Source organism: Streptomyces roseoviridis, assembly GCF_039535235.1.
GTDB lineage: Bacteria > Actinomycetota > Actinomycetes > Streptomycetales > Streptomycetaceae > Streptomyces > Streptomyces roseoviridis.
On record NZ_BAAAWU010000001.1, the window covers coordinates 1,868,743 to 1,881,291 of the forward strand.

The 12,549-nt window shown below is 74.6% G+C and carries 11 protein-coding genes; 2 read left to right on the plus strand and 9 right to left on the minus strand.

The window, feature by feature from the left end; all coding sequences use genetic code 11:
* Window positions 1-66: 66 nt before the first annotated feature.
* Genes ABD954_RS08385 through ABD954_RS08395 form a run of 3 tightly spaced genes read right to left on the minus strand, consistent with a single transcriptional unit; the run spans window position 67 to window position 1,983 of the window.
* Window positions 67-375, minus strand: coding sequence for an AzlD domain-containing protein (locus ABD954_RS08385; RefSeq protein WP_345485180.1), 309 nt, complete (start codon window positions 373-375; stop codon window positions 67-69).
* Window positions 372-1,169, minus strand: coding sequence for an AzlC family ABC transporter permease (locus tag ABD954_RS08390; RefSeq protein ID WP_345485181.1), 798 nt, complete (start codon window positions 1,167-1,169; stop codon window positions 372-374). Before ABD954_RS08390 ends, ABD954_RS08385 begins: the two co-directional genes overlap by 4 nt.
* 10 nt (window positions 1,170-1,179) lie before the next feature.
* The gene (locus ABD954_RS08395; protein WP_345485183.1) at window positions 1,180-1,983 is read right to left on the minus strand and encodes an AraC family transcriptional regulator; all 804 of its coding nucleotides are present in this window, start codon (window positions 1,981-1,983) and stop codon (window positions 1,180-1,182) included.
* 453 nt (window positions 1,984-2,436) lie between these two features.
* Here ABD954_RS08395 and ABD954_RS08400 point away from each other — a divergent pair, with 453 nt between their 5' ends.
* Both ABD954_RS08400 and ABD954_RS08405 read left to right on the plus strand, forming a co-directional pair.
* On the plus strand, window positions 2,437-7,074 hold the full coding sequence (locus ABD954_RS08400) for an ATP-dependent helicase (RefSeq protein ID WP_345485185.1): 4,638 nt from the start codon (window positions 2,437-2,439) through the stop codon (window positions 7,072-7,074).
* A gap of 202 nt (window positions 7,075-7,276) precedes the next feature.
* A complete protein-coding gene (locus ABD954_RS08405) occupies window positions 7,277-8,077 on the plus strand; it encodes an Fpg/Nei family DNA glycosylase (RefSeq protein ID WP_345485187.1) in 801 nt (266 codons plus the stop codon).
* Window positions 8,078-8,136: 59 nt separating this feature from the next.
* On the opposite strand, the gene ABD954_RS08410 is transcribed toward ABD954_RS08405, so the two are convergent.
* From ABD954_RS08410 to rimO, 6 genes are all read right to left on the minus strand, one after another.
* Window positions 8,137-8,433: a hypothetical protein gene (locus ABD954_RS08410; protein WP_345485188.1), complete on the minus strand. Its 297-nt coding sequence runs from the start codon at window positions 8,431-8,433 to the stop codon at window positions 8,137-8,139.
* A 107-nt stretch (window positions 8,434-8,540) separates the two neighbouring features.
* Window positions 8,541-9,011 (minus strand): Dps family protein, encoded by a 471-nt coding sequence (locus ABD954_RS08415; protein WP_345485189.1) that lies wholly within the window; start codon window positions 9,009-9,011, stop codon window positions 8,541-8,543.
* 197 nt (window positions 9,012-9,208) lie between these two features.
* The gene (locus ABD954_RS08420; protein ID WP_345485190.1) at window positions 9,209-9,592 is read right to left on the minus strand and encodes a helix-turn-helix domain-containing protein; all 384 of its coding nucleotides are present in this window, start codon (window positions 9,590-9,592) and stop codon (window positions 9,209-9,211) included.
* A gap of 109 nt (window positions 9,593-9,701) precedes the next feature.
* Complete coding sequence (locus ABD954_RS08425; protein ID WP_345485192.1) at window positions 9,702-10,244, minus strand: CinA family protein; 543 nt, start codon at window positions 10,242-10,244, stop codon at window positions 9,702-9,704.
* A complete protein-coding gene (pgsA, locus tag ABD954_RS08430; protein WP_345485194.1) occupies window positions 10,241-10,960 on the minus strand; it encodes a CDP-diacylglycerol--glycerol-3-phosphate 3-phosphatidyltransferase in 720 nt (239 codons plus the stop codon). The genes ABD954_RS08425 and pgsA overlap by 4 nt, the downstream gene beginning before the upstream one ends.
* Entirely contained in the window at window positions 10,957-12,507 is a 1,551-nt protein-coding gene (rimO, locus tag ABD954_RS08435) for a 30S ribosomal protein S12 methylthiotransferase RimO (protein ID WP_345485195.1), read from the minus strand. The genes pgsA and rimO overlap by 4 nt, the downstream gene beginning before the upstream one ends.
* Window positions 12,508-12,549: the final 42 nt, after the last annotated feature.

Here is a 12,549-nt window from a genome sequence, read left to right on the forward strand (position 1 = left end):
GCTGACGATCGGCTTGCTGGCGGCTGACGGGCGGCTCCAGGTGGAGGGCGGGGCCCCGGGACGAGCTCAGCCGCCCAGGGCCCTGGCCCCCGCCGTGACGAGGACGGCCGCGCCGACGACCACGAGGAACGGAGCCCTGAGGACCAGCGCGAGGGCCGCGGCGGCGAGTCCGGCGGCCCGGGCGTCGACGGTGAGGGCGCCCTGGGCGCTGAAGGTCTGCTGGGCCGTGAGCGCGGCCAGCAGGGCGACGGGGACCAGGGCCGCGAGCCGCTGGACGAGGGGGCGTTCCAGGGTGTCGGCGGGGACGAGCAGGCCGAGGAGTTTCACCAGGTAGCAGCCGGCGGCGGTGAGCGCGATGGCGAGCCAGACGTTCATCGGGCGTCCTCCCCCGGGCGCCCGGAACGGCCCTCGCCCTCTCCGGAGCGGCCGCCCCGGAGATGCCCGCTGCCGAGGCGGCGCCCGTGGAACCACAGCACCGCCGGTGCGGCGAGCGCGGCGGCCAGGACGGGAACGCCGGCCGGCAGGACGGGGAGCAGGCCGAGGCCGAGCAGGACCGCGAGGGCGGCGGTGGCGCGCTCCGTGGTGCTCCTCAGCATGGGCGCGAGCAGCGCGAGGAAGACCGCAGGCCCGGCCGCGTCCAGGCCCCACGCGCTGGTGTCGCCGATGGCCTCGGCGCCGAGCGCGCCGAGCAGCGTGGTGACGTTCCACAGCACGTACAGGGTCAGGCCGGTGACCGTGAAGCCGATGCGCGCGGTCCTGCGGTCCGGCTGGGCGAGGGCGACGGCCGTCGTCTCGTCGATCACCGCTTGCGCGGCGAGCGGCCGCACGAGCGGGCGCAGCGCGAGCAGCTGGGACAGCCGCAGGCCGTAGAAGGCGTTGCGGGTGCCGACGAAGAAGGCTCCGGCGGCGGCGGTGAACGGGTTGCCGCCCGCCGCGAGGGCGCCGACCAGGGCGAACTGCGAGGCGCCGGTGAACACCAGCAGGCTGAGCGCGCAGGTCTGGAGCAGGGTGAGGCCGGATCCGGCCGAGGTCACGCCGAAGGCGAAGCCGGAGAGTCCGACGGCGATGCCGACGCCGAGGGCGTCGCGCACGACGGCCCCGTCGCTCTTGGGCTCCGCTGCCGGCCCGCCTCCTCTTACTGAGGGTGATGATGCTGTCCGTTGTGCCACGTCGGGGACGTTACGGGGACGGTCGGCGCCCGGTCTTGTACGTTCTTGCGGCCCTGGCCCGCTGGTAGGCGCCCGGGGGCACGCCCACGCTGCGGGTGAAGTGCCGGTTCAGGTGGGGCTGGTCGGTGAAGCCGACCGCGACGGCGGCCTCCGCCGGGGGCGTGCCCGCGTCCAGGAGCCGGCGGGCCCGCCGCACCCGGGCGTCGGTGAGCCAGGTGTGCGGCGGCATCCCGTACGCGGCGCGGAAGGCCCGCAGCAGCGCGAAGGGACTGGTGCCGAGCTCGGCCGCGAGCCGTTCCAGGGTCGGCGGGTCGGCCATCCGCTCCTCCAGGAGGGCACGCGCCCGTGCCGCGTCCCGTGCCCCGGCCGCGAGGGGCGCCGGGGACCGTACCCGGCCGCCGTGGCTGCGCAGCATCCGCGCGGTGACCAGCCGCAGCAGGCTGTCGGCGGCGAGCGCGTTGCCCTCTTCGGCGGCGCGGTGGACGCCGATGACGAGCTGGGCGGCGTACGGGTCGTCGACGACGGGGGCCGTGAAGCCGATGTCGCCGCGCAGCGCGATGGTGTCGGCGGCGATGGAGCGGATCAGCTCGGCGTCGGGGTAGATGGTGCGGTAGGTCCATCCCTCGGGCACCCCGGCGTGCCCGGTGTGCGGGGTGTCGGGGTTGACCAGCGCGATTTGGCCCGGGCCCGCGTGGACGAGGTCGCTTCCGTAGTGGAAGGCCTCGACGCCCTCGGTGATGGCGGCGAAGACGAAGCTCTCGTGGGTGTGCCGGGAGAAGGACTTCCGTATGTAGTGCGCGTGCAGCAGATCCACCCCGGGCAGGTCGGGGTACCGCCAGTAGCGTGCCCGCTCACCGCGTGGCCCGCCGGGGCCGTCGCCGTCCGCCGCGTGGCCGCGCGCGGACGCGCGAGCGGTTCCGCCGGCTCCCGGGGCATCGGGCTCGGTCGGCGCTCCGCTCCGGTCGCCCTCGGCGACGGCGTGCCCCCTCGGCCACCCGTCCCCGCCCCGTCCGGCCCGGCCCGCCGGTCCGCCCTGGCCCGCCGGTCCGCCCTGGCCGGCCCGTCCGCCCGGGGCTGGGGCTGTGCCCGCCCGGCTCCCGTCGGCGGCCTCGGCCCGGGGCGCCGGGTCGGGGCCCGTCCCGCCCGCGCGTCCGTCCTCCGCGCCGCCGCTTGCCATGTCCTCATTGTGCGCCACGGCCCGGCGCCGCCACGAGCCGCTTTCCCCAGGTCCGGGCGGTTGTCAGTGGCGGGGTGCACGATGGGGGGCATGGCCAGGTCCGCACTCGACTCGTTCTCCCCCGCCACCCGCAGCTGGTTCACCGGGGCCTTCACCGCGCCCACCGCGGCGCAGGAGGGCGCCTGGCAGGCGATCGGCGCGGGCTCGGACGTGCTCGTCGTCGCGCCGACCGGTTCCGGCAAGACGCTCGCCGCTTTCCTCGCCTCCCTCGACCGGCTGGCGGCCACGCCCCCGCCCGCCGACGCCAGGAAGCGCTGCCGGGTGCTGTACGTGTCTCCGCTGAAGGCGCTCGCCGTCGACGTGGAGCGCAATCTGCGCTCCCCGCTGACCGGCATCCGCCAGGAGTCGGTCCGGCTCGGACTGCCCGAGCCGGACGTGAAGGTCGGCATCCGCTCCGGTGACACTCCGCCCGCCGAGCGCCGGGCGCTGGCGACCCGGCCGCCGGACATCCTGATCACCACGCCCGAGTCGCTGTTCCTGATGCTGACCTCGGCCACGCGCGACGCCCTCGCGGGCGTCGAGACGGTCATCCTCGACGAGGTGCACGCCGTCGCCGGGACGAAGCGCGGCGCGCATCTGGCGCTCTCCCTGGAGCGGCTGGACGAGCTGCTGCCCCGCCCGGCGCGCCGGATCGGCCTGTCGGCGACGGTCCGGCCGGTGGAGGAGGTGGCCCGCTACCTCTCTCCGCAGCGGAAGGTGGAGATCGTCCAGCCCCCGTCGGGCAAGGAGTTCGACCTCTCCGTGGTCGTGCCCGTGGAGGACATGGGCGAGCTGGGCGGCTCCCCCGCCTCGGCGGGCACCGAGGGCGGCGACAGGCCGTCGATCTGGCCGCATGTGGAGGAGCGGATCGCCGACCTCGTGCAGGCCCACCGCTCGACCATCGTCTTCGCCAACTCCCGCCGGCTCGCCGAGCGGCTGTGCAACCGGCTCAACGAGATCGCGTACGAGCGGGCCACCGGCGAGGCCCTGCCCGAGGGATCCCCGCCCGCCGAGATCATGGCCCAGTCGGGTGCCGCGCAGGGTGCCCCGCCGCTGCTGGCCCGCGCGCACCACGGCTCGGTCTCCAAGGAGCAGCGCGCCCAGGTCGAGGAGGACCTGAAGGCGGGCCGGCTGCCCGCCGTGGTGGCCACGTCCAGCCTGGAGCTGGGCATCGACATGGGCGCGGTGGACCTGGTCGTGCAGGTGGAGTCGCCCCCTTCGGTCGCCTCCGGGCTCCAGCGCGTGGGCCGCGCGGGCCACCAGGTGGGGGCGGTCTCCACCGGTGTGGTCTTCCCCAAGTACCGCGGCGACCTGGTGCAGTCGGCGGTGGTCACCGAGCGGATGCGCAGCGGCTCCATCGAGTCGCTGCGGGTGCCGGCGAACCCGCTGGACGTGCTCGCCCAGCAGCTGGTGGCGATGGTCGCCCTGGACAGCTGGCAGGTGGACGACCTCCTCGCGACGGTCCGCCGGGCGGCCCCGTTCGCGGCGCTCCCGGAGTCGGCGTTCACGGCGGTCCTGGACATGCTGGCCGGACGCTATCCCTCGGACGCCTTCGCCGAGCTGCGCCCGCGCGTGGTGTGGGACCGGGTCACGGGGACGGTCACGGGCCGGCCCGGCGCACAGCGCCTCGCCGTCACCTCGGGCGGCACGATCCCCGACCGGGGCCTGTTCGGGGTGTTCCTGGCGGGCTCGGACCCGAAGAAGGGCGGCGGCCGGGTCGGCGAGCTGGACGAGGAGATGGTCTACGAGTCGCGGGTCGGCGACGTCTTCACGCTGGGCACGACGTCCTGGCGGATCGAGGACATCACCCGTGACCGGGTGCTGGTGTCGCCCGCGCCGGGCGTGCCGGGGCGGTTGCCGTTCTGGAAGGGCGACCAGCTGGGGCGGCCGCTGGAACTGGGCCGGGCGGTGGGCGCGTTCCTGCGGGAGGTGGGTGCCCTCGCGCCCGACGACGCCCGCCTCAGGCTGCTGGCCGCCGGGCTCGACGCGTGGGCGGCGGAGAACGTGGTGGCGTATCTCGCCGAGCAGCGCGAGTCCTGCGGCCACGTGCCGGACGACCGGACGATCCTGGTGGAGCGGTTCCGCGACGAGCTCGGCGACTGGCGGGTGGTCATCCACTCCCCGTTCGGCGCGCAGGTCCACGCCCCGTGGGCGCTGGCGCTCGGCGCCCGGCTCGCCGAGCGGTACGGGATGGACGCCCAGGTCATGCACGCCGACGACGGGATCGTGCTGCGGCTGCCGGACGCGGACCTGATGGGCCTGGACCTGCTCGACCACGACCCCGTGGACCCGGGCCGGTTCGCCGACACCACGTACGACAGCGATCAGGCGCCGATCGGCGCGGGCGACGTCGCCTTCGACCGGGGTGAGATCGAGCAGATCGTCACCGACCAGGTCGGCGGCTCCGCCCTGTTCGCCTCCCGGTTCAGGGAGTGCGCGGCGCGCGCCCTGCTGCTGCCCAAGCGCAATCCGGGCAAGCGCACCCCGCTGTGGCAGCAGCGGCAGCGGGCCGCGCAGCTGCTCCAGGTGGCGAGCGAGTTCGGTTCGTTCCCGATCGTCCTGGAGGCGGTCCGCGAGTGCCTCCAGGACGTCTTCGACGTGCCGGGCCTGCGGGAGCTGATGGGGGACATCGAGTCCCGCCGGGTGCGGCTCGTGGAGGTCACCACTCCCGAGCCGTCTCCGTTCGCCCGCTCCCTGCTCTTCGGTTACGTGGCCCAGTTCCTGTACGAGGGCGACTCACCGCTCGCCGAGCGGCGGGCGGCGGCGCTGTCCCTGGACTCGCGGCTGCTGGCCGAACTGCTCGGGCAGGCCGAGCTGCGGGAGCTGCTCGACGCGGACGTCCTCACCGAGCTGGAGCGGGAGCTGCAGTGGCTCACCGAGGACCGGCGGATCAAGGACGTGGAGGGCGTCGCCGACGTGCTGCGGGTCCTCGGGCCGCTGACCGGCGCGGAGCTGGCCGCGCGGGGCGCCGAGGCCGGCTGGGCGGAGGAACTGGCCCGGGCCCGGCGGGCGATCCGGGTGCGGATCGCGGGCGCGGACCACTGGGCGGCGATCGAGGACGCGGGCCGCCTGCGGGACGCGCTCGGCACGGCGCTGCCGGTGGGCGTGCCGGAGGCGTTCACGGAGCCGGTGAAGGACCCGCTGGGCGACCTCCTCGCCCGCTACGCCCGTACCCACGGCCCGTTCACCTCCGCCCAGGCCGCGGCCCGCTTCGGCCTGGGCGCGGCCGTCACGGACGGGGCGCTGCACCGGCTGGCCGGTGCCGGGCGGGTCGTGCAGGGCGAGTTCCACCCGTCCGGCATCGGCCAGGAGTGGTGCGACGCCGCCGTCCTGCGCCGGCTGCGCCGCCGCTCCCTCGCGGCCCTGCGCCACGAGCTGGAGCCGGTGCCGCCGGCCGCGCTCGCCACCTTCCTGCCCCAGTGGCAGCACCTGGGGAGCAGCAGCGTGCGCGGCATCGACGGTCTGGCGCGGGCGATCGAGCAGCTCCAGGGCGCGCCGGTGCCGGCCTCGGCCCTGGAGAAGCTCGTCCTGCCCTCGCGGGTGCGGGACTACTCCCCCGCGCTCCTCGACGAGCTGACCACGACCGGCGAGGTCGTCTGGGCGGGCGCCGGGGCCCTGCCCGGCAAGGACGGCTGGATCTCGCTCTACCTGGCCGACGCGGCGCCGCTGCTCCTGCCCCCGGCCCACCCCCTGGAGCTCACCGGGCTGCACGAGTCCGTCCTGACCACCCTGTCCGGGGGGTACGGGCTGTTCTTCCGCCAGATCGCCGACCAGGTGCGGGCCACGACCCACCCGGACGCGACGGATCCGCAGCTGGCGGACGCGCTGTGGGACCTGGCCTGGTCGGGCCGGCTCACCAACGACACGCTGGCCCCGCTGCGCGCCCTCCTGGGCTCGGGCCGCACGGCCGGCTCCACGGCGCACCGCGCCCGCCGCACGGTCCCCCGCGGCCGGTACGGGACGCTGAGCGCCGCCGCCCGCACGGCCTCCCGCACCGGGCCGCCCACGGTGAGCGGCCGCTGGTCGCTGCTGCCCCCGCTGGAGCCGGAGCCCACCCACCGGGCGCACGCCCTGGCCCGCACGCTCCTGGACCGGCACGGGGTGGTCACCCGGGGCGCGGTCGCCGCCGAGGGTGTGGAGGGCGGCTTCTCGGCGACGTACCGGATCCTGTCCGCCTTCGAGGACAGCGGCCAGGCCCGCCGGGGCTATGTGGTGGAGGGGCTCGGCGCGGCCCAGTTCGCCATGGACGGGGCCGTGGACCGGCTGCGCGCGGCGGCGAACGCCCGGGACCGGGGGGCCGAGGAGGGCGCGGGTCCCCAGGCGGTGGTCCTCGCGGCGGCCGACCCGGCGAACGCGTACGGGGCCGCCCTGCCCTGGCCCGAGCCGCCGTCGGGCGCGGGCCACAAGCCGGGGCGCAAGGCGGGTGCCCTGGTCGTCCTGGTGGACGGCGAGCTCACGCTCTACATGGAGCGGGGCGGAAAGACGCTGCTGTCCTGGCCGGACGACCCGGAGTCCCCCGCGTTGCGGGCGGCGGCGGAGGCCCTGGCGGCAGCGGCGTCGGCGGGCTCGCTCGGCACGGTCACGGTGGAGCGCCTCAACGGGGCGACCGCCCTCACCTCACCCCTCGCCCGGGCCCTGGAGACCGCCGGTTTCCACGCCACCCCCCGCGGCCTGCGCCTGCGCGCGTGACGACCGGGCGCGCCCCGGCGCGCCGCCCCGGTTGCCGTTCGCCGGCCCGGTGCCGCCCCGCCCGACGAGAGCGCGGGGTGGGAGGGGCACCGGTCCGGCGGCCCTCCCACCCCGCGTGCCGCCCGCCACCCGCTCGCCGCCCGCCACCCCGTCGCCGCCCCTGCTCGAAGCGTGCCGCGCCCCCGCACGGCATCATGGCTCCATGCCCGAAGGTGACACCGTCTGGTACGAGGCCCACCGGCTCGACTCGGCCCTCGCGGGGCGGGTGCTGACGCGGTCGGATCTGCGGGTGCCCCGGTTCGCGACCGCCGATCTGACCGGGCGGCGGGTCCTGGACGTCACGCCGCGCGGCAAGCATCTCCTGACCCGGATCGAGGGCGGGCTGACCCTTCACTCGCACCTGCGGATGGACGGGGCGTGGCGGGTGTACGCCACCGGTGAGCGCCCGCGCGGCGGGCCCGCGCACCAGATCCGGGCGATCCTCGGGAACGCGGAGTTCACCGCGTACGGTTACCGTCTGCCGGTCCTGGAGCTGATCCGTACGGCGGAGGAAGCCAAGGTGGTCGGCCATCTCGGGCCGGATCTGCTCGGGCCGGACTGGGACCCGGCGGAGGCCGTGCGCCGTCTGGGCGCGGATCCGGAGCGCACGCTCGGTGAGGCTCTGCTCGATCAGCGGAACCTGGCCGGGATCGGCAATGTCTACAAGTCGGAGCTGGCTTTTCTCGCCGCCGTCACGCCCTGGCTGCCGGTGGGCGAGCTCGCGCCGGGCGTCCCGGAGCGGCTGGTCGCCACGGCGCACCGCCTCCTGGAGGCGAACAAGGACAGTCCCGGCATGCGGACGACCACGAGCCGCCGTCCCGGTGAACGTCTGTACGTCTACGGTCGTGGTGGGCGCCCCTGTGCGCGCTGCGGCACGGCGATCCGCAAGGCGGAGCTCGGCGACCGGGTGACGTACTGGTGTCCCGGCTGCCAGAAGGGCCCGCAGGGCGGTTCAACGCCCTGATCTCTCCACTGTCTGCCGAGCGATTGACCGGCTGTCAGGCCGTCTCCCCGCCGGTGGCCTCAACCACCGCGTGACGCCGTCCTGGTGACCGACCGCCAGAGCCCCGCCCGCGGCGCGCCGCCCGGAGTGCGTCCGGGCCGGCTCGGGCCGCCGCGGCCTCGCCGGCTCGAAGAGGCGGCCACGTGCACCGGCAGCAGGCTCAGCCCCCAGCCGCCCGCGGCCACCGCCCCCTCGACCGGTCCGGTCTCCCCCGGCACCAGCAGCAGGCGCGCCACCGCCCACCACCAGAGCCCGCCGACCGCCAGTCCGGCCGCGACCAGCATGAGCGTCACCAGCGGAACCCGTCGCCGTACCATGGCCGCCTCCTCCGGTCGACGCTAGACCGGCAGGATCACCCGGCGGGAGGGCGCACAAGTGGCAACCCCGGCGCACGGGACGCATATCGCCACGCCGTCAGCCACGGTCAGGCGCTCTCCGCCTGGAACATCCAGGCGTGCTTCTCGAGGTCGGCCGTCAGCCCGATGAGGATGTCCTGCGTCACGGGGTCCGGCTCCTCGGTCGCGCCGATCCGCTCGCGCATCCGCGTCACCACCGCGCCCAGCGCGTCGACGAGGATCCGTACCGCGTCGGTGTCCTTGATCCAGCCTTCCGGCACGGAGCCGATCGCGCTCCCGGACGCCACCGTGGTCGCGCGTCCGTCCGGGTTCACGCCGATCGCCGAGGCGCGTTCGGCCACCGTGTCGGAGTGCGTCCGGGCCGTGGCCACCACGTCGTCGAGCTGGAGGTGGACGGACCGGAAACGGGGGCCGACCACGTTCCAGTGGACCTGCTTGGCCACCAGGGCGAGGTCGACCAGGTCGACCAGCGCGCCCTGCAGGGCGTTGCCGACCGTCTTCAGGTCGGCATCGGACAGGGAGCTCTTCACGACAGTCATGCGTACTCTCCAACTTCGGTCGTACGGTTCCCCCAACGATGTCACGCATCACCCGAATCCGGCATCTCAAACGTAATCAACTGATTACCGGACCAAGGGCCGGCGGGGCGAGGGACCGAAGTCCCGTCCGGGCATGAGGAAAGCCCCGGCCGGCACCCTGACCAGGGCACCGACCGGGGCTTCACCCCGTGTCGTTCTCAGGCGGCGACGACGTCCACGGCCTCCGCGGGTGCCTTGATGGTCACCCGCTCGGTGGGCACACCGGCCACCGACGTCACCGACACCGAATTGAGCATCGGCCGTACCGGCGCCGGCACCGGTTCGCTCGCCCTTGCCGATTCGGCAAGTTCGGCCAGCGACAGCTCGTCGCTCACTTCGCGCATGAGCTCGGACATCCGTACGTCCAGCGCGTCGCAGATCGCGGAGAGCAGTTCGGAGGAAGCCTCCTTCTGCCCCCGCTCCACCTCGGAGAGATAGCCGAGTGAGACTCGGGCGGAGGAGGAGACTTCGCGCAGAGTACGGCCCTGGCGCTGGCGCTGCCGACGCAGCACGTCACCCAACAGGCGACGGAGCAGAATCATCGGTGGCTCCCTCCTCGGACCGCGTAGCCGCATCCTTCACGCCCCACCGTACCGCCTCGCGCCGCGGCCGTGCGGGGAGCGATGTCGTGTTCACTCATGGCTGCAAACATCAATCTCCCCCGTTCTGTTCCGTATCCTGTGCCCGCGCATTTTCCGAGTGTTCGTCGGCGAGCAGTTCACGCAGCAATTCGAGCACGCTCCGTACACTCTCTCTACGGATTTCCGCTCGATCGCCGTTCAACCGCAGCGCGGCCACCTTCCCCGCCGCCGCGGCCCCGCCGGGCTGCCCCGAGGGCCCCGCGACGGCCACGTAGACGGTGCCCACGGGCTGCCCGTCCTGCGGATCGGGCCCGGCGACACCGGTCGTCGCCAGCCCCCAGTCGGCGCCGAGCCGGGCCCGCACACCGGCCGCCATCTGCAGCGCGACGTCCGGGTCGACCGCTCCGCGCTCCGCCAGAAGGGCCGCGTCCACGCCGAGCAGCAGCTGCTTGAGGGGCGTCGCATAGGCCGTGACGGATCCGCGGAAGGACTTCGAGGCACCGGGTACCCCGGTGAGCTCCGCGGCCACCAGACCGCCCGTGAGGGACTCCGCGACGGCCAGCGTGTGACCACGCTCCGCGAGCAGCGCCAGCACCCGGGCGGCTTCGTTCATCGTGCGCCAGCCCCCGAACCGGCCGGACCGGCCCCGGAACCGGCCTGCGAGGCGGCTTCCGCCGCCGCGGCCGCCCGCTCCTGTGCGAGCCCGCGACGGCGCAGCACGACCGCCTGCCGCACGTAGTCCAGACCGGTGACGACCGTCAGCACGACGGCCACCGCCATCACCCAGAAGCGCAGGGTGGCGAGTGGACCGGTGAGCATCAGCACGTACATGCCGACCGCGGTGCCCTGGGCGAGGGTCTTCATCTTGCCGCCGCGACTGGCCGGAATCACCCCGTGCCGGATCACCCAGAACCGCATCAGCGTGATGCCGAGCTCCCGGGCGAGGATCACCGCCGTGACCCACCAGGGCAGGTCGCCGAGGGCGGACAGACAGATCAGGCCGGCCGCCATGATCGCCTTGTCGGCGATCGGGTCGGCGATCTTCCCGAAGTCGGTGACCAGGTTGTACGCCCGCGCCAGGTGCCCGTCGAAGATGTCCGTGATCATGGCGACGGCGAACGCCGCCCAGGCCCAGGCACGCCACGCGGGGTCGTGTCCGCCGTCCTGGAGCAGCAGCACCACGAAGCCGGGCACGAGCACGAGCCGGACCATGGTCAGGATGTTGGCGATGTTCCAGAGGCTGGCCTGATTGACGGCCGCCGCGCCCAGCTTTCCGCGCGGCGCCGGCCTTCCGGACCCGCCCGTCGCGGATGCCGGGACTCCGGTCATCTGCCCGCCTCCTCGGCCTCGGGGGCCTGGGGGTCGATCCCCAGGTTCGCGCGGCACTCGGCCACCAGGTCGACGCCCTCGGTGGCGACGACCTCGGCCCTGACCATACGGCCCGGGGCCAGGTCGAGGCCCTCGGCGGAGTCCGCGGGCAGGAGCACCTGGCCGTCGGTCTCGGGCGCCTGGTGCGCGGCCCGGCCGATCCAGCCGTCCTCCTCCTCGTCGAAGGACTCCACCAGTACTTCCAGGGTCTCGCCGATCCGCTCTTCCGCACGCTGGGCGGTGAGCTCCTCGGCGAGCCGGGACAGGTGGGCGAGGCGCTCGTCGACCACGTCCTGGGGCAGCTTGTGCTCGTACGTGGCGGCCTCGGTGCCGTCCTCGTCGGAGTAGCCGAACACGCCGATGGCGTCGAGGCGGGCGTGGGTGACGAAGCGTTCCAGCTCGGCGAAGTCCGCCTCGGTCTCGCCGGGGAAGCCGACGATGAAGTTGGAGCGGGCGCCGGCGGTCGGGGCCTTGGAGCGGATGGTCTCCAGCAGCTCGAGGAAGCGGTCGGTGTCGCCGAAGCGGCGCATGGCCCGCAGCACGTCCGGGGCGCTGTGCTGGAACGACAGGTCGAAGTAGGGGGCGACCTTCTCGGTGGAGGTGAGCACGTCGATCAGGCCGGGACGCATCTCGGCGGGCTGCAGGTAGCTGACCCGGACCCGCTCGATGCCGTCGACCGCCGCCAGCTCGGGCAGCAGGCTCTCCAGGAGGCGGATGTCGCCGAGGTCCTTGCCGTACGAGGTGTTGTTCTCGGAGACCAGCATGATCTCCTTCACGCCCTGCTCGGCGAGCCAGCGCGTCTCGTTCAGCACGTCCGAGGGACGGCGGGAGACGAAGGAGCCGCGGAAGGAGGGGATGGCGCAGAACGTGCAGCGCCGGTCGCAGCCGGAGGCCAGCTTCACGGAGGCGACGGGGCTGCTGTCCAGGCGGCGGCGCAGCGGCGCGCGGGGCCCGGAGGCGGGTGCGAGGCCCTCGGGGAGGTCCGTCAGGTCGGCGGCGGGCTCGTCCGCGGGGGTCTCGGCGGGGGCGGCTCCGTCGCCGTGCCCGGGCAGGGCCACGGCGGCCGCGGCCTTCTGCCGCTCCACCGGAGACAGCGGCAGCAGCTGGCGGCGGTCGCGCGGCGCGTGCGCCTCGACGCTGCCGCCGCTGAGGATGGTCTGGAGGCGGTTGGAGATGTCCGCGTAGTCGTCGAAGCCGAGCACGCCGTCGGCCTCGGGCAGCGCGTCGGCGAGTTCCTTGCCGTAGCGCTCGGCCATGCAGCCGACGGCGACGACGGCCTGGGTGCGGCCGTGGTCCTTCAGATCATTGGCTTCGAGGAGGGCGTCGACGGAGTCCTTCTTGGCGGCTTCGACGAAGCCGCAGGTGTTGACGACGGCGACGTCCGCTTCCTCGGCGTTCTCGACGAGCTCCCAGCCGTCCGCTGCCAAGCGGCCTGCGAGCTCCTCCGAGTCCACCTCGTTACGGGCGCAGCCGAGAGTGACAAGGGCGACGGTACGGCGTTCGGGCATGGACTCAAGACTACTTCGTCCCGGACGCACCTCCGTCGCGCA